Origin of the sequence: Pseudoalteromonas sp. APAL1 (assembly GCF_021532475.1) — a bacterium.
Lineage (GTDB): Bacteria > Pseudomonadota > Gammaproteobacteria > Enterobacterales > Alteromonadaceae > Pseudoalteromonas > Pseudoalteromonas lipolytica_C.
Genome location: NZ_JAKGAW010000007.1, coordinates 109,227 through 126,297 on the forward strand (window position 1 = coordinate 109,227; position 17,071 = coordinate 126,297).

Here is a 17,071-nt window from a genome sequence, read left to right on the forward strand (position 1 = left end):
TCATTAATAAAAACGCGCCAAGTTTACTCTGATACGCCCACTACCTCAAGCAAAGGCCAAATAACCGCTTTTAGGTAAAGTTTGCTTGTAGATTAGGCAAAATGTCATTATTCTAGCTTATTCACTAAACATGGGTTCGTTAAGAGGTAGTAGCGCCATGGCAAAGCAGTTAAAACTGCTAATTTTGAACGCTAGCGTTGCAGAACGTGAGACGGTAAAGTCTACGCTCAATAAACTAAATGTATTTCAGTTTATCGAAGCAAGCGACTCTCAGGACGCGTTAAAAATACTCAAAAGTCACCCGGTGGACATTATTATTACTGGCCTTGAGGTTGGTAAAATTGATGGCTGGCGCTTTTCACGTATGATCCGCTCTGGATTGTTAAAAACACCTAAAAACACGCCTATCTTATTAACACCTCCTATATACTGCGAACGCATTGCCGAAACCACTGCGCGAAGCTACGGTATTGATGCCGTATTGCCATTCGAACGCCAAGATATGTTACCGCAAGTACTTGCCAATGTACTTTCAACCCATTTAGAAAAAAGTAGTCGCCTAAATTTACTGCTACTCGAAACAGACAGCCGCAAAGCACAAGATATAAGCAAACAACTAAAACTTAGCTTTGCGGTAACGCATACCACCTCAACTAAAGCGACGCTTGCAACATACTTACAGCATAAGTTTGCGATTGTTTTGATTGATGCCACTGAGTCACATTCTGATACTGCAGCTGGACTCATCAGCGAAATTTTGCAACATAATCCAAAACAAGCAATCGTAACCATTATTGATAATAATGATGCTGACTACGCTGAACAGTTATTATTATCGGGTGTGACTGACTTTATCCGTGCACCTTATGATCAATCACTGTTAAGTAAGGTGTGCGATCATGCTGCCCGACGCGAAGATTTTATGGTTAGCTATGCTGAGTTTGCGCAAAAGGTCGAACAGCTAAGCCAAAGCCAAAGTCGCTACAAAGAACTGTTTTCAGCGCACCAACGAATTTTATTGCACCTTAATACGGTTGTTCTTGAATTTGATCAGCACGGAAATATTCGCTTCATTAATCCTGCTTGGGAAAGTCTTACTGGTTATGGCATAAAATCAAGCTTATCAAAGTCACTCACAGATTTCTGTCTTCCAGAGTGTCAAACCAAGTTACAAAATACAATTCAAAGTATTTTGCATGGTGGCGAGCAACAACAACAAGTTGAAATACAACTTAAACACAAAAATGGCAATGCAATTTGGGTCGAGTGCCGCTTACAACTGATTAAAAATAGTCAAAACTCGGCTACGATCACTGCAACCATTGATAATATTCATGAACGAAAACAAGCTGAACTTCAGCTTCGCCATTTAGCTTTACACGATACACTCACAGAGCTGCACAATCGTTATTACTTTGACCAACAATTACAGCGTATTTGCCAAGAGAAATACACTAATGACGATATTGAGCACGCACTTATTTATATCGATTTAGACCACTTTAAGATTATTAACGACAGTAAAGGCCATCAACAAGGCGATATTGTCTTAAAAGAGGTTGCCCAGCTATTTACCGCTAACATAAGCGAAGAGCATTTGATTTGTCGTATTGGCGGTGATGAATTTGCTGTTATCTTAAAAAATACCAACTTACTTGATGCACACTTAGTTGCTGAGAGCATTTGCGTTGCTATTGAAAAACACCAATTTCACTCTGAAGGGCAAATATACTCAATTAGCTGCTCTATTGGTTTGACACAAATTACAGCACAGAATAATGATCCCAGCGAATGCTTAAAACAAGCAGATATCGCGCTTTATGTGGCAAAAAGTTTGGGCCGAAACTTAGTTCATTGTTATTCCAAAGAAGACAGTAACCACAATAGCCTACAAGTTGGTTTAGAGTGGGGACATAGTATTCGTCAGGCTCTTCAGCAAAATGCCATCGAGCTTCATTATCAGCCAATCTGGGATTTTAAACGTAATCATGTTGCTTACTTTGAAACATTACTGCGCTTGAAATTAAATGATGAGCTAATTTACCCGAACCAGTTTATCCCTGCATTAGAGTTATTAAATGACACATTTTTGATGGACCAATGTGTTATTCGAAATGCTATTCAAAGTGTTGCAAAGCATCCAGAGCTTAATCAAATTGCTATCAATTTATCGGCGCAATCATTCTTAGATGAGCGTTTGCTTCCGCATATTGAATCAAGCTTAGAAGAGTATGAAGTGGCACCGAGCCGCATAATTTTTGAAATAACTGAGTCGGCAAGCATCAAAAACCTGACAGCAACCCGTGCGATGATAGAGCGTTTAAACGGCTTGGGCTGTCACTTTTCGATTGATGATTTTGGCACTGGATTTAGCACGTTCAATTATCTAAAACAATTACCAGCACAACATGTGAAGATCGATGGTTCATTCGTTCGCGACATGCTAAATGATCCTATCGATCTTGCTTTAGTTAAAGCCATTAACGATATTAGTCGTTCGCTTGATAAGCGTTCTGTTGCTGAGTATGTTGAAAATAAAGAAATATTTTTAGCATTAAAAGAAATTGGAATTGATTACGGACAAGGCTTCTTTATCGCCCGCCCAGTACCGGTTGAAAAAATTTCTGCTGAACTAAAAAAAATATCTGAAAATAATTTATTTAACTAACAATTAGCTAGCATTATAAAGTGAAAAAAAACGGCATTTTTGCTACTTTTTACCTATTTTTAGTACTTCCAAAGTCACGATACTCATCTATACTTAAATCCACAGCAGGAACTAATGTCGTATTTTTATAGTGATTACTTAAAAAATACATGACATTACCAATTACATTATACATACTGAAAATAACTTAATATTAATAAGTTCATGTATTAACGGTATAAAGGAGAAAAGTGATGACACAACTAATCGTTTTGTTGCTGTTCGTAAATTTAGGGATAGCGTATCAATGTTACCGTAATGCAACCTTCAAGGGGTATCCGGTAAAGATATTTACAGGCTTAGGTCTCGTGCCGTATTTTAATTTAGTCGTATGGGTTTACTTATTGTTTTTACCCGACTTGAAACCTTTTTCAATGAATGAAAAGCAGCCTCTCTAGGCTGCTTTTTAGTTGGGGAGCTAGCCAAGCTAAAAATTATAGCTTGATGCCTTTTCAAGCAGTTGTGTGGCTTTTATATCACCTTGCACACACTTTTTAATATCTGACTTTTTAAACACTTTAACCTGTTCACTTTTATCTTCGCTAATACCACGAATGACAAAACTAACATGCTCATCGTTTGGTAAGTTTCTTAAGCCACTACCATAATCACATAAGGTAAGCGATAAGCTGTTATTTACCTTTTGTACAAGCTCAGCTAATTGTTGCTGCTGCTCTTTCACCCGTGCTTGTTTTTTTTCTGCTAACTCTTTACGCATTACTTGCTGTTTTTGCGATAATTTTTGCTGCTGCTTTTCAAGTTCTTTGATTGCTGTTTGTAGCTCTTTTTTACGTTGTTCGAGCTCTTGATCTTTGGCGTCTTTGTCGTGACGACGGTCAAACTCCAAATCACGTTTTTCACGTTCAAGATCACGAATTTCACGGCTTATATCTCGCTCTTGTTCAGCAACATCACGCACTCGCTCAGCACTTTCACGCATCACTTCCATTGCTTGCTGGTAGGCTTCTTGCGTTTTCACAACCACGGCATCGCTTATTACTTGCACATGATCACCTAACACCTCAATTTCAGCCAGTTCTTCAAAGTCGATATCTGGCAATGGTGGAAGAGGCGCGTCAGGTACAGACGCAAACACCGAAGACCACCGTGAACTGCCTCGTACATCAAAGCTAAATACCACGCCTTGGTGTTGTAGATAGCTTGAAGATACATTTCTTACCTTGTTATCGGTATCTTGTTTTAAAGCTGCGGTGAGGATTTTTTCCATGATCCCGACTTCTCGCTGAATTTTATCTAGTTCATCGTTTGCTTGTGCTTGCACGCTTACGGCTGAGCAAAGCAATAAGGCAGCTGAGGTTAATGTGTATTTTGACATCTTAATACTCCAAGTTGTTGGCAACGGTTGGCATAGATCGGCCGTCCACTTGCTCTGCTAAATCATTTAACTGCATACGTAAGTACGCTTGGTCTTGAGCGCGCTGCGTTTTGATATAGGCAAGCACGCTAGCAATATCTTCTTGACGCTCTACTCGCCCAGTTTTAATCACTTCTTTAGCCAGCTGGTACATCTGCTGCTGTTGCACTTCATTTTGTGCTGTAAGAATGTTTTGCAGCTGATCAATTTGCTTTTGTTGTGACTCTAATAAGTTGGTTTGATTAGCGACTTGCTCAAGTAATTGCTGGTTTTGTTGCTGCGGATTACTAACAAAAAGCCACGCACAAAACGCAATTGATGCCGCCATTGCCCACATACCAGAGCCAAAAAATACGTTAGCTTTTTGCACTTTCGGCATACTTGATTCTCTGTCCCAGTTTGGTACTGGCACCGTTTCATAGTCTTTACTTTGTTGTTGCCACTGCATCGCATTGTTCATCATTAATGCATACTCAGCATTAGCTTGCAGCAAGGCTATTTGCTCATCAGTTAAGCTCTCACCTTCTAACCATGCGGTAAATAATGAATCTAAATTAGCCATCTACGGCCTCCAAATGCACTTTTAATTTGCCAAGCGCACTGTATAGTCTTGATTTAGCTGTATTGGTCGAAATGCCTAATTGCTCAGCTATCTCTTCAAATGTACAGTGCTGAAAAAACTTTAACTCCACCACTAAACGCTGCTCCCAGGGTAAATTATTCATCATTTCTTTTAGTTCATGATGCTGCTCGGATTGCAGTTGATTCGTTTCTAACTCGCTACGCTCACAGCTTTCTTCTGGCGCAGAATCCAAACTTTGATGCAATTTACGGCGACGATAATATTCGACACTACGCCGATGCACTATTTGATAGAGCCAAGTATTAAAGCTCGATTCACCACGAAAGCTCGGTAAGCTTTTATACACAGAAATAAACACTTCTTGCATCAAATCCATTGCATCATCGGGATGGCTTAACATCCTTAGGCAATAGTTATATACCTGTGTTTCGTGCTGCTTGACTAATTTCAACCACGCCCGTTTATTGCCCTGTTGCGCTTTGGCAATTAATGTTTCAAGTGATTGAAAAAACACGCTAGCCTCGTCATCTGATCTGCCTTTAATGGTTTTGTTATTATGTTAGTCGAGGGAAGGAAAAAAATAGTTTGTTTAAATAACAAAAAACCCCAAATTTTTTATTTGGGGTTTTTTATTATTCGTTACACTGACCATCTAAGCTACATTGCCTATTAAGAAACAGCTCTAACTGCTGACTAAACAGCCTAAAGTCTCTGATCCGGCCTGTGGTTTTACGCCATACAATACCAATATCACGGTACGCATCGCTCTGGGATGGCGTAGCAACCATTTCTTTCTTGTCTAAAATGCCGGCATTAATAGCCATTTGCGGTAAGAAAGTCACACCTAGCTGGTGCTCAACCATACTTAACAAAGTATGTAAGCTTGCCGCTTCAAATGGATTAATACAACTTGAACGGTTCAAGTGGCAGGCACTTAGCGCATGGCCAGTCATACAATGCTCACGCTCTAGTAAAAACACGCTGGCATCCGGTAGTAGATTAAAATCTTCCACCCCAGCTGCATGCGTATAGTCTTTGTGATGCACCAAACTAAAGTGATCTTTTGCAAGCACTTGAGTATGGAATTTGTCAGTATCATACGGCAATGCAAGCAATGCCATATCAATTTGGCCATGCTCTAATTTATCGAGTAGCTTATCACTGGTATCTTCAACTAAGACTAACTCTAACTCAGTAAAAGTTTGTTTGCAGAAATGATATAAAGGCGCAGCAATAAAGCTGGCAATCGTTGGGATCACGCCAAGGGTGAGCGTACCGCTTAACGGTGTCAAAAAGCTTTTTGTTAGCTCTTTTAGGCTTAAGGTATCGTCTATAATTTTACGAGCTTTCTCTACGACTTCTTCACCGATAGCAGTAAACATTAAACTGCGATTTTCACGCTCAATAAGCTGACAACCTAACGTTTCTTCTAAGTTTTGAATTGCACTACTTAATGTAGATTGGCCAATAAAACAGGCGCTGGCTGCGCGGCCAAAGTGTTGATGCTGATGGACTGCTAATAAATACTGTAGCTGTTTTATACTTGGTAAGTTATTCATATTCTGTTTTTATACCAAATCGCTTAATTAAGTGATCTATTTTGAGGCAATAAAACCTCGTTAATAACAAGGCAAAAATTTCGCTATTAAGTTGCTCTTAATGAGAAATCTTTAACGCAGATAGCGACAGGTTTATCCTTCAAAATGATTAAATATTATTGCGGATTGATATTACTACCTGCAAATAAAAAGACCCCAATACCTAAGGCATTGAGATCTTTTCAAGCTAAAAGTCTGTTAGTACTTTTTTTAAACCCCGAAGGCAGTTCTCAGTACGTAGAAAATAACAATAGCAAGGGCTGCGCCAACTGGCAATGTAATTACCCAAGAAACTACAATGTTTCTTACTACACCCATGTTAAGTGCCGCAATACCACGTGCCATACCAACACCTAATACTGCACCCACAAGTGTTTGTGTAGTAGAGATAGGTAAGCCAGTACCTGATGCGATAACAACAGTAGAAGCAGCTGCAAGCTCAGCAGCAAAACCGCGGCTAGGTGTTAAGTGTGTGATACCTTCACCGATTGTTTTGATTACTTTCTTACCTAAAATAGCAAGACCAGCAACAATACCGAAACCACCCAGTGGTAAAATCCACCATGCGATAGCCGCTTTCTTAGCGATTTCACCGTTGTGCTCAACAATGTTTACAACAGCAGCTAGTGGACCAATTGCGTTAGCAACGTCGTTTGAACCATGTGCGAATGCCATACAACATGCTGTTAGTACCATCAGTACTGCGAACACTTTCTCAACGTTGTTGAATTGCATTTTTTTGTCAGCTTTAGGATCAATTTTAAGGCGTGAAATTGCGAACTTACCAATGATTGCAACAACCACTGCAATTGCGATAGAAAGCGCATAACCTTCAACAGCACCTAAGTTAATACCAATGTGCTTCAAGCCTTTCTTGATGGTTACAAGCGACATGATGAAGCCAGCTAGACCCATGTATACAGGTACGAAACGCTTAGCATTTTTAAGTGGTGCATCAGTGTCAAAAATTAGCTTTTGCGCACTCATGAAAATCAAATAAGCAATAAAACCAGAAATAGCAGGGGTAACAATCCAGCTACCTACAATGCCCATTACCTTGTTCCATTGAATTGCTTCGCTACCTACAGCAACCAATGCGAAACCAATGATGGCACCGATGATTGAGTGAGTCGTAGATACTGGCCAGCCCAAGAAAGAGGCAATTAATAACCAGCTACCAGCAGCGAATAGCGCGGCAATCATACCAAGTATCATAAGTTCTGGTATGTCCGTAAATGGCGCGGCATCTATAATCCCTTTACGAATTGTAGATGTAACCTCACCACCGGCAAGGTATGCACCAGCGAATTCAAACACCATCGCAATGATGATTGCTTGTTTAATTGTAAGTGCTTTTGAGCCTACAGATGTACCCATCGCATTGGCAACGTCATTTGCACCAATACCATAAGCCATGAAGAAACCGACTGCGGCGGCAGTTAAAACGAGTAACGTGCCGTAATTTGCAATGATATCCATTGTGTGAACCTTTAATTTTTCGAATTTGAACTGATTTTTAATTAACGAGCTAACATCAGCTCAAGACGAGAACCTACGCGCTCAGCAATATCAGCCAGCTCGCCAACCCATTCAATGATCTTGTATAAGAACATTACGTCGATTGGGTTAAGTTCATTTTCTATAGCGCGCAATTGACGGCGTATTTTGATTTGCATGTCATCCGTGTCTTGCTCAATTGCGTCCAATTCAACGAGCATCTTTTCAACTAAAGTCACTTCGCGACCTTTGAAGCCCGTTTCAAGAAGCTCATCTAGCTCGTTGATTGCTTTTGATGCTTGTTTAGTTGCATCAACACAACGAGTTACATAAGCAAGGAAATCTTCTTGAATTTCTGCAGGAATAGTCATCTCACGACCAACTACACGACCTGCAATATCTTTTGCTTTGTTAGCAATCTTGTCTTGTTGAGTAACAAGTTCAAGCAAATCGGTACGCTCAACAGGCATGAATAAGCCACGAGGTAGTTGAAGGCGGATGTTACGTTTCATTTCATCAGCTTCACGCTCTAAATTACGAATGTTTAGGCGGATTTCTTCCGCTTCTTGCCATTCTTCTTTAAACACGTGATTAAAGAAAGGGATCAACGCTTTACTTGCTTGATGTGCTTTCTTGATGTGATCTTCCATAGGCTTAATAGGTGATTTAGCAAAAACCCCTAAAAATGCATTTGTAGGCATAACTGACCCTTTATAAATTAGTATGCTTTGGCAGCTGCGAATTTTACAGCATTGTGTTCGATTGTGAACGCTTTTTCTGCCTTACATCACCAATAATAGACAAAGCGGCCAAAGGCCGCTCGGTTTAATAATGAAAAGTAGCGGTTAAAATTACAGCGACTTTTCTATATCTGCTTGAGATGTATGACGAATATCTTTACCGTTTACAAAGTAGATAATGTATTCAGCAATATTTTGGCAACGGTCGCCAATACGCTCTAATGAGCGTACTGACCACACTAAATCCATAATTTTCGGGATTGAGCGTGGATCTTCCATCATATAAGTCATGATTTGACGTGTAATTGCTTCGTATTCACGATCAACTTTGGCATCTTCTTTGTGCACTTCAAACGCACATTGCACGTCCATACGTGCAAAAGCGTCGAGTACATCATGAAGCATTTTCGATACTTGACGACCCATATTTTCAATATTCACCAAAAGATCTTGCTGATCTTTTGTGAACGAATCCAATGCTACTTTAGCAATGCGCTCAGCTTCATCACCAATACGCTCTAAATCAGCAATTGTTTTAGCGATTGCAATCACAAGGCGTAAGTCACTGGCAGCAGGCTGACGACGAGCAATAATGCGTGTGCACTCTTCGTCGATATTTACTTCCATTGCATTTACTTTATAGTCGTTTTCACGAACTTTTTGTGCAAGATCCGCATCACCATTGCTAACAGCATCCAGTGCACTGTTTAGCTGTTGCTCAACTAAGCCACCCATGTTTAATACATGGTTACGCACATTTTCAAGCTCTTCATTAAAGCGGCCCGAAATGTGTTTATTGATATTATGTTCCATTGTCTACCTCTATAAATTTCGTTTACGGTACCAAGTGACTTTATTGACTAACCGTAACGGCCTGTAATGTAGTCTTCTGTTTTCTTCTTGCTTGGTGTTGTAAATAACGTATTGGTATCTGAATACTCAATCAACTCACCCATGTACATGAACGCAGTTTGGTCTGATACACGAGCAGCTTGTTGCATGTTGTGAGTAACGATTACCACGGTAAACTTGTTCTTTAAGTCGTTAATTAGCTCTTCGATAACTAAAGTAGAAATTGGATCAAGTGCCGATGTTGGCTCATCCAGAAGCAATACTTCAGGCTCGATAGCAATTGAGCGAGCAATAACAAGACGCTGTTGCTGACCACCCGATAGGCCAAATGCACTATCGTGTAAACGGTCTTTAACCTCATCCCATAACGCTGCGCCACGTAAAGATTGTTCAACCACTTCGTCTAGTTTACGCTTTTCTTTAATACCTTGTAAGCGTAGGCCATAAACGACATTTTCGTAGATTGATTTTGGAAATGGATTAGGACGCTGAAACACCATCCCAACATTTCTTCGTAATGCTGCAACATCTACGCTCTTATCATAGATGTTGTGACCATGAAGTAAGATCTCACCATCGATACGACAGCTATCAACTAGGTCATTCATACGGTTGATACAACGTAAAAGTGTTGATTTACCACAACCAGATGGACCGATAAACGCCGTTACCTGTCCTTTCGGGATGTTCATATTTACGCCGCTAAGCGCTTGTTTATCACCGTAGTATAGATCTAAGTTTTTAATCTCTAACGCTGTTTGTTCTGCTGTTAGATTTTCTAAATCTAGCTTTGCCGCGCTTTTCGCTTGGTTTACTTGTGGTGCAACTGTAATCATCTCTGTCTACCTATAAAAATTCTGTATTAATGCTCAAGAGCTCTAAACTTTTCGCGTAAGTGGTTACGAATACCAATCGCGGTGATATTCAGGGCGATAATTACTGATACCAGTAAGAATGCCGTGGCATATACCAGCGGACGCGCCGCTTCTACGTTAGGGCTTTGGAAACCAACATCATAAATGTGGAAACCTAAGTGCATAAATTTTCTATCTAAATGTACGTATGGGAAGTTACCGTCAAGTGGCAGTGTTGGTGCCATCTTAACAACACCAACAAGCATTAGTGGTGCTACTTCACCGGCTGCACGCGCAACCGCTAAGATTAAACCAGTCATAATCGCAGGGCTTGCCATCGGAATGATGATGCGCCATAGCGTTTCTGCTTTTGTTGCACCAAGCGCCAGTGAACCATGACGAACAGTACTTGGAATACGTGACAAACCTTCTTCCGTTGAAACAATTACAACCGGTAAGGTTAAAATTGCCAAGGTTAATGCTGACCAAATCACACCAGGTGTACCAAATACTGGGCTTGGCGACGACTCTGGGTAGAACAATTGGTCGATACTGCCACCTAGCATATATACAAAGAAGCCTAGACCAAATACACCGTATACAATTGAAGGTACACCCGCAAGGTTGATTACCGCGATACGGATCATCTTCGTAATCGCATTTTTCGCTGCGTATTCATGTAAGTAAATCGCTGCAACAACACCAAATGGAGTCACAATCACTGCCATCAGTAATACCATGAATACAGTACCAAAAATTGCAGGGAATACACCCCCTTCAGTATTTGCTTCACGCGGGTCATCCGCTACAAACTTACCTAGCTGTACAAAGTAATGACCAAGCTTTGCAAAGAAGCCCATGTCATTTGGGAACCATACATCAAGAACTTGATACAGAGGTAAAGTAACCACTTCACCACGCATGTCTTTAACCGTTACTTGGTCACGCTTTGCTTCTTTACGAAGTGCAAATAACTGTTTTTCTAGCACGGCATATTCAGCACGTAGCTCAGCGCGTGTTTGTGCTAGCTCAGCAACACGCTCATCCGTCAACTCGTTATCAAGCTGATACGCTTTTTCTTTTAAGCGCAAGCGCTCAAGTTCATAGTTGATATGACCAATATCACCATTTTGTAAATCGAGTGCTTGGTCGTTTAGGTCAACAGCACGGTCAACAAGATCATAAAGTACCTCGATTTTGTTATCTGTAATAACTTCACCGTCTTTAATAACCTGCTCAACATAACCATAAAAGTTACCGTTTTTGCTACGCTCGAATACCGCAAGTTCAGCGGGTGCAGTACGCGATGTGATGTCTGTCTCTAATACCCAACGGAAATCGAGATCTACGTACTCACGGTTACCTGTTTTGATTAGTAAGCGCTCTAGCTGCTCTTTGTCGTAATGAGATAAATCAACGCCCGTCGCCTCAATACGTGATTTTGCAACTAGTTCACGGTCATAAACTTCACCGATCACTGTTTGTTTAGCAACTGAGCCCTGCAGCTCAAGTTGCACTACTTCTGATGGCCAGAAAAAGCTTAAACCTTTCCAAGCGATCATGGCTAATAAGCCAAGAACCGAGATTAAACTGATGCTTACCGCACCGCCGGTCATCCAAATCCAAGGAGAACCAGACTTAAACCACTGCTTTACCATGTCGTGTCTCTCCACCTACATTGAACTGTATTTTTCACGCAGTTGCTGACGAACAAACTCAGCCACTGTGTTGAAAACGAATGTGAATATGAATAGTACAAATGCTGCTAAGAATAGAATGCGATAATGCGAGCTGCCTACCTCAGACTCTGGCATTTCTACCGCGATATTCGCTGCAAGCGTTCTCATACCCTGGAAGATACTCCAGTCCATAATAGGTGTATTACCTGTTGCCATTAGTACAATCATTGTTTCACCCACAGCACGGCCTAGACCCATCATCACAGCTGAGAAGATACCCGGGCTTGCTGTTAGTAATACTACACGCACCAATGTTTGCCACTGCGTAGCACCGAGTGCTAATGAACCATTTGATAAGTGCTTAGGAACACTAAATACCGCATCTTCCGCAATTGAGAAGATAGTTGGAATAACTGCAAAGCCCATTGCAATACCAACAACTAACGAGTTACGTTGGTCGAATGTCATTCCTAATTCATTAGTTAGGTACTGACGAACGTTACCATCGAACATCCAAAGCTCAATTGAGTTACTCATCGCAAATGATAACCAACCAATAAAGATAACCACCGGAATAAGTAAGATTGAATGCGAACCTTCAGGAACACGGTGACGAATTGACGCCGGTAGTTTGTTCCAGCCAAATGCGGTTAATAGAATACCTATTGGCAGCAACACCAGTAATCCGACGATGGCTGGTAAATGCTCTTCAATCAGTGGCGCTAACCAAAGACCAGCCAAGAAACCTAGGATTACCGTTGGTAATGCTTCCATGATTTCTACCGTCGGCTTAACCACTTTACGTAGTTCACTCGACATAAAGTAAGCTGTGTAAATAGCCGCAGAAAGTGCAATCGGTACTGCAAATAACATCGCATACATAGCAGCTTTAATCGTACCGAATGAAATTGGTACTAGTGAGAATTTAGATTCAAAGTCATCACTCGCAGACGTTGACTGCCAGATATAAGCCGGCTCTGGGTAGCCCTCGTACCATACTTCTTGCCATAACGCAGACCAGGTTACTTCAGGGTGCTCGTTATGAATTTCGATTACTTTTAATGCATCATCAGCAAGAATAAGTGCCGCATTAGAACGTGGTGCAATTGCAAAATTTTGAATTGGACCTTCGCTTACTTTGCCTTGCCATAGTTTTGCTTCACTGGTTGTGTAATAAATACCTAGCTCACCATTTGCACCCGCGGTAAAGAAAGTTCGACGATAAAACTCTGTGAAGATATTTAATTTAGATTGTTTAGTCGTTTCGAATGCACGGATTTTTTGAAACTCGCGACCATCTTCCGTGTTTACTTCGAACCACTGCGATACTTCGCCGTTATCGTTAGCAAGCATTAGTGAGTTAGCACCGGCTAACAGCTGCGTTGAAACAAGATTAGCGTTTTCTTCGTTTGCTGCAAGCAATTGAATTAGCTCAACCTCAGAAGGATAACGCGTATCGTAAACATAAATCTGATTTGCAGAACGAATAAAAGTACGCGTTGTGTCAGGTGAGATTAATAGCTCATCAACGCGGCCTTCAATATCAAGCTCAGTGCGCTCAACAACCCATTCAACTTCGCCGGTGAACATATTTTCTTCACCCACAAAGCTACTAAATAAAACACGCTTATCAGCGGTTAAAGCAACAACGGCTGTTTTATCTTCGTAGTGGCTAAATGCGAACTTAGTAATCGCCGCACCTTGATCGTCTACTTCAAGCGCCAAATCACCTAACGGATAATCTAAGCGAGGGGTTAGCTTGCGTTCATTATTAGGGAAAGTAACTAAAAACTTTGGTGACACGATAACCACAGAGCCATTTTCTAGGCCATAGCCATATTGGTTCTGAAATGGTGCAGAGCGTGCAAAGCTGCTCACGTCACTTGGTAATTCAGTATTAAGAGTGGTGATCTTTTTACCAAACTGCGCTTTCTCGACATTATAAAAGTCGACATTGCCTTTTTCACCTAGTAAAAAAGCCACTTCAGTTTGCTCTTCAATACCTAGACCAACAATTTCTGAGGCATTATCTAGTTTTACACTGTTACGTGTTTCAACTTTTGCTGACTCAAAAATAGGTTGAACAACATATAGAAGGTAAAAGAATATCAGTAGCAGTGCGATAAGCACCATTACACCGCCTGCGGAAATACCCCACTCGGCAAACCGGTCTTTAAATAGACGGCTTCTATCCGTATGAAAGGTCGGTTTATTCGGATTGGAAGTCATCAAAACACCCTTAAATCTTAACGTTGCGCGGATTATATTTCACGAAGATGACAGTAATGTTACAACCGTCATATTTCAGTGTAATAAACTGCATGCTTGGGTGTTGTTTTTAGCCTGTAAATATAAGCGAAATGAATATTGTTTTAGAGTTATGAGTCACTAACATACAATGGGCTAACGATTTGTTATAACTAATTTTTTATTACTATATGGAAAATATTGGACAAACAATAAATCTGCAACAATACTGAATAAGTGTTATTTTTCCCAAAATAAAAATTATCATCAACCAACGCCTCCTCTTTTCATTGCATTTTACAGAGGCTTTTTTAAGAGACTTAAGTATGAAGCAGTTAGTAATTACTATTTTAGGGCCAGATAAGCCTGGCCTAGTTGAAGATCTATCAGCAACAATTTTAAACCATAATGGCAATTGGTTAGGGAGTAACTTAAGCCACCTAGCCGGTCATTTTGCGGGCATTATAGAAGCTGCTGTTCCTGAAGAACACTTACAAGAATTGCAAGATGCTCTACATAGCCTTCCTCATCTAGAGGTGAGAATTGAGCGTGGTTCAGAAACACTCGAAGAGGTTAAATCTGAACAAATTAACTTTGTGATCACCGGTAATGATAGACCCGGCATTGTCCAAGAGCTTGCCAGTGTTATTCGTCACAAAGGAGCAAATATCACTCACCTTAATTCAAAACAACAAAGTGCACCTAACTGGGGAGTACCTATATTCAGTGCCGTTGCAACCGTTGCCCTGCCCGTTGGTATGAGCAAAGACGAAGTGATCAGTGCGCTTGAATCTATTACCACAGACTTAATTGTTGATATTGAGGACGCATAACAAGCAAGTATTTAAGCTTAAACTATGCTTTAAATTAACGACATACATGTCACATAACTGACATGTATGTCATAAAAGTGATAAATACGTCATATAAACGTCATCTGCATCCTCTATATTCTAACTAGCTATAAACGTTGGAAAACCAGATGAACGCATCACATTCTTCTTCTCAAGCCGTTAATTACTTTGCCAAAGAGCTAAGTTGGCTGTCTTTTAATGAACGCGTGCTGCAAGAAGCTAAAGATAAATCTAACCCGATTATTGAGCGCATGCGCTTTTTAGGTATTTACTCAAACAACATGGATGAGTTTTTCCGTGTCCGTGTTGCCGATGTTAAACGCCGAATATTACTTAATAAAATTCCTGATGCGAACTTTGAAGAAGACGAAATACTACTTCATCAGATCCAAAGTAAGGTGCTGCAGCTTGGTAAAAAGTTTAACCAAATTCATAAAGACATTTTAAATGACTTAAACGAGCACAATATTCACGTTGAGTTACCTGAGGAGCTATCTGAATTTCACTTGAGTTGGCTGAAAAAATTCTTCCACGACAATGTGCTGCAACACATATTGCCGATTTTACTCTCTGAAAAGAAAGACTACTCAGATCAAATCAACGACACCATGACCTATTTGTTTGTCGAGATGACCAACCAAAAAAGTCATTATGCCATGATGGAAGTACCAACCGACCGCGTATCTCGTTTTGTTATTTTACCACCAGAGAAAACGCGCCGTCACAAAACCATTGTGATGCTTGATGACATTATCGCCTACTTTATTCGCGATGTGTTTAGCAGCTTTTTTAGCTTTGATGATATTCAATGTTATGCCATCAAATTGACCCGTGATGCCGAATACAACTTAGATGACGAGCTTGAAGAAGGCTTGCTCGATAAAATGTCAAAAGGTCTAAAACAACGTATTTCTGCAGAGCCTGTGCGCCTTGTTTATGACGAGAGCATGCCTGCTGAAATGCTTAAAGTGATGAAAAAGCGCCTTAATATAAGCCAACATGATGCGCTGATCCCAGGTGGTCGTTACCGTAATTTCCGCGATTTTATTGCTTTTCCGAATGTTGGCCGTCAGTACTTAGAAAACAAACCACTGCCTGCATTACAAAGCACTGCTTTTAATAATCACTCAAGTGTGTTTGATGCCATTTCAGAGCAAGATATTTTACTGTATTACCCCTACCACACCTTTAACCACTTACTTGAGTTTGTACGCCAAGCGGCGTTTGACCCAGATGTAACCCAAATTAAGGTCAATATTTATCGCGTTGCGAGTCAGTCTCGCTTGGTTTCTACGCTTATTAATGCCGCCAAAAATGGCAAACACGTAACTGTAATGGTTGAGCTGAAAGCGCGCTTTGATGAACAAAACAATATTGAATGGGCAAAAACCCTGAGTAATGCGGGTGTTAAAGTTATTTTTGGTATTCCTGCACTAAAAGTGCACAGCAAACTATGCGTTATTCACCGTAAAGAAAAAAACAACATAGTGAAGTACGCCCATATTGGCACGGGTAACTTCCATGAAAAAACCGCCAAAATCTACACTGACTTTAGTTTATTTACTAGGCATGAAGGTATTAGTGAAGAGTGCGATAGTGTGTTTAAGTTTATCGAAAGCAGCTATAAGCCATTTCAATTTGATCACTTAATGATTTCACCAGTCAACGCAAGACAAACTATTACCTCCTTGATAGATAATGAGATTACCAACGTAGAATACGGAAAAGCTGGTCGAATTACGCTAAAAATAAATAATCTTGTTGATAAAGAGCTGGTTGACCATCTCTATTTTGCAGCAAGACGCGGTGTAAAAATTCGTATTATTGTGCGTGGCATGTGTTCGTTAGTGCCCTCTGTCGTTAACGATAATATTCGTATTATTAGTATTGTTGACCGCTTTTTAGAGCACCCTCGGGTTATGGTGTTTCACAATAATGGTGACGAAAAAGTGTATATTTCATCAGCAGACTGGATGACCCGGAATCTAGATCACCGTGTAGAAGTAGCTACACCCATTTATGATGAAAAATTAAAGCAGCTCATAATTGATATTCTTGAGCTACAGTTTAAAGATAGAACAAAAG

General features: G+C 40.4%; 14 protein-coding genes. 4 read left to right on the forward strand and 10 right to left on the reverse strand.

The features are described 5' to 3' along the window. The first annotated feature begins 157 nt into the window (after positions 1-157). Together L1264_RS05450 and L1264_RS05455 are read left to right on the forward strand one after the other, a co-directional pair. A complete protein-coding gene (locus L1264_RS05450) occupies positions 158-2,668 on the forward strand; it encodes a two-component system response regulator (RefSeq protein WP_135923316.1) in 2,511 nt (836 codons plus the stop codon). Between the two features lie 233 nt (positions 2,669-2,901). Beyond that, a complete protein-coding gene (locus L1264_RS05455) occupies positions 2,902-3,105 on the forward strand; it encodes a hypothetical protein (RefSeq protein ID WP_135923315.1) in 204 nt (67 codons plus the stop codon). Between the two features lie 29 nt (positions 3,106-3,134). Here the strand turns inward: L1264_RS05455 and L1264_RS05460 are convergent, their stop codons facing one another. The 10 genes from L1264_RS05460 to L1264_RS05505 all read right to left on the reverse strand — a co-directional run bounded on the left by L1264_RS05460 (position 3,135) and on the right by L1264_RS05505 (position 14,114). After that, a complete protein-coding gene (locus L1264_RS05460; RefSeq protein ID WP_199527657.1) occupies positions 3,135-4,043 on the reverse strand; it encodes a hypothetical protein in 909 nt (302 codons plus the stop codon). A 1-nt stretch (position 4,044) separates the two neighbouring features. Then, positions 4,045-4,644 carry a hypothetical protein gene (locus L1264_RS05465; RefSeq protein ID WP_235403757.1) on the reverse strand — a complete coding sequence of 200 codons (600 nt, stop codon included), beginning with the start codon at positions 4,642-4,644 and terminating at the stop codon, positions 4,045-4,047. Further along, the gene (locus L1264_RS05470) at positions 4,637-5,179 is read right to left on the reverse strand and encodes an RNA polymerase sigma factor (protein ID WP_135923312.1); all 543 of its coding nucleotides are present in this window, start codon (positions 5,177-5,179) and stop codon (positions 4,637-4,639) included. The genes L1264_RS05465 and L1264_RS05470 overlap by 8 nt, the downstream gene beginning before the upstream one ends. 118 nt (positions 5,180-5,297) lie before the next feature. Then, the gene (locus L1264_RS05475; RefSeq protein WP_235403758.1) at positions 5,298-6,224 is read right to left on the reverse strand and encodes a hydrogen peroxide-inducible genes activator; all 927 of its coding nucleotides are present in this window, start codon (positions 6,222-6,224) and stop codon (positions 5,298-5,300) included. A gap of 249 nt (positions 6,225-6,473) precedes the next feature. Then, a complete protein-coding gene (locus tag L1264_RS05480; protein WP_135923310.1) occupies positions 6,474-7,742 on the reverse strand; it encodes an inorganic phosphate transporter in 1,269 nt (422 codons plus the stop codon). A gap of 41 nt (positions 7,743-7,783) precedes the next feature. Continuing rightward, positions 7,784-8,461, reverse strand: coding sequence for a TIGR00153 family protein (locus L1264_RS05485; protein WP_135923309.1), 678 nt, complete (start codon positions 8,459-8,461; stop codon positions 7,784-7,786). 150 nt (positions 8,462-8,611) lie between these two features. Then, positions 8,612-9,313: a phosphate signaling complex protein PhoU gene (gene phoU / locus L1264_RS05490; RefSeq protein ID WP_054552476.1), complete on the reverse strand. Its 702-nt coding sequence runs from the start codon at positions 9,311-9,313 to the stop codon at positions 8,612-8,614. A gap of 47 nt (positions 9,314-9,360) precedes the next feature. Then, positions 9,361-10,188, reverse strand: coding sequence for a phosphate ABC transporter ATP-binding protein PstB (pstB, locus tag L1264_RS05495; RefSeq protein ID WP_135923308.1), 828 nt, complete (start codon positions 10,186-10,188; stop codon positions 9,361-9,363). A 26-nt stretch (positions 10,189-10,214) separates the two neighbouring features. Continuing rightward, on the reverse strand, positions 10,215-11,864 hold the full coding sequence (pstA, locus tag L1264_RS05500; protein ID WP_135923307.1) for a phosphate ABC transporter permease PstA: 1,650 nt from the start codon (positions 11,862-11,864) through the stop codon (positions 10,215-10,217). 15 nt (positions 11,865-11,879) lie between these two features. Next, positions 11,880-14,114, reverse strand: a complete 2,235-nt coding sequence (locus L1264_RS05505; RefSeq protein WP_135923306.1) for an ABC transporter permease subunit — start codon at positions 14,112-14,114, stop codon at positions 11,880-11,882. A 344-nt stretch (positions 14,115-14,458) separates the two neighbouring features. Here L1264_RS05505 and L1264_RS05510 point away from each other — a divergent pair, with 344 nt between their 5' ends. After that, a complete protein-coding gene (locus L1264_RS05510; RefSeq protein WP_135923305.1) occupies positions 14,459-14,965 on the forward strand; it encodes a glycine cleavage system protein R in 507 nt (168 codons plus the stop codon). A 149-nt stretch (positions 14,966-15,114) separates the two neighbouring features. Continuing rightward, a partial coding sequence (gene ppk1 / locus L1264_RS05515) for a polyphosphate kinase 1 (RefSeq protein WP_235403759.1) occupies positions 15,115-17,071 on the forward strand: 1,957 nt, incomplete at its 3' end.

What these genes read in the sequence shown, in the direction of transcription:
- L1264_RS05510 (WP_135923305.1), top strand. Translation starts at nt 14,459, where the DNA reads ATGAAGCAGTTAGTAATTACTATTTTAGGGCCAGATAAGCCTGGCCTA.
- L1264_RS05460 (WP_199527657.1), bottom strand. Translation starts at nt 4,043, where the DNA reads ATGTCAAAATACACATTAACCTCAGCTGCCTTATTGCTTTGCTCAGCC.
- L1264_RS05450 (WP_135923316.1), top strand. Translation starts at nt 158, where the DNA reads ATGGCAAAGCAGTTAAAACTGCTAATTTTGAACGCTAGCGTTGCAGAA.
- pstB (WP_135923308.1), bottom strand. Translation starts at nt 10,188, where the DNA reads ATGATTACAGTTGCACCACAAGTAAACCAAGCGAAAAGCGCGGCAAAG.
- L1264_RS05455 (WP_135923315.1), top strand. Translation starts at nt 2,902, where the DNA reads ATGACACAACTAATCGTTTTGTTGCTGTTCGTAAATTTAGGGATAGCG.
- L1264_RS05505 (WP_135923306.1), bottom strand. Translation starts at nt 14,114, where the DNA reads ATGACTTCCAATCCGAATAAACCGACCTTTCATACGGATAGAAGCCGT.
- L1264_RS05485 (WP_135923309.1), bottom strand. Translation starts at nt 8,461, where the DNA reads ATGCCTACAAATGCATTTTTAGGGGTTTTTGCTAAATCACCTATTAAG.
- pstA (WP_135923307.1), bottom strand. Translation starts at nt 11,864, where the DNA reads ATGGTAAAGCAGTGGTTTAAGTCTGGTTCTCCTTGGATTTGGATGACC.
- L1264_RS05475 (WP_235403758.1), bottom strand. Translation starts at nt 6,224, where the DNA reads ATGAATAACTTACCAAGTATAAAACAGCTACAGTATTTATTAGCAGTC.
- L1264_RS05480 (WP_135923310.1), bottom strand. Translation starts at nt 7,742, where the DNA reads ATGGATATCATTGCAAATTACGGCACGTTACTCGTTTTAACTGCCGCC.
- phoU (WP_054552476.1), bottom strand. Translation starts at nt 9,313, where the DNA reads ATGGAACATAATATCAATAAACACATTTCGGGCCGCTTTAATGAAGAG.
- L1264_RS05465 (WP_235403757.1), bottom strand. Translation starts at nt 4,644, where the DNA reads ATGGCTAATTTAGATTCATTATTTACCGCATGGTTAGAAGGTGAGAGC.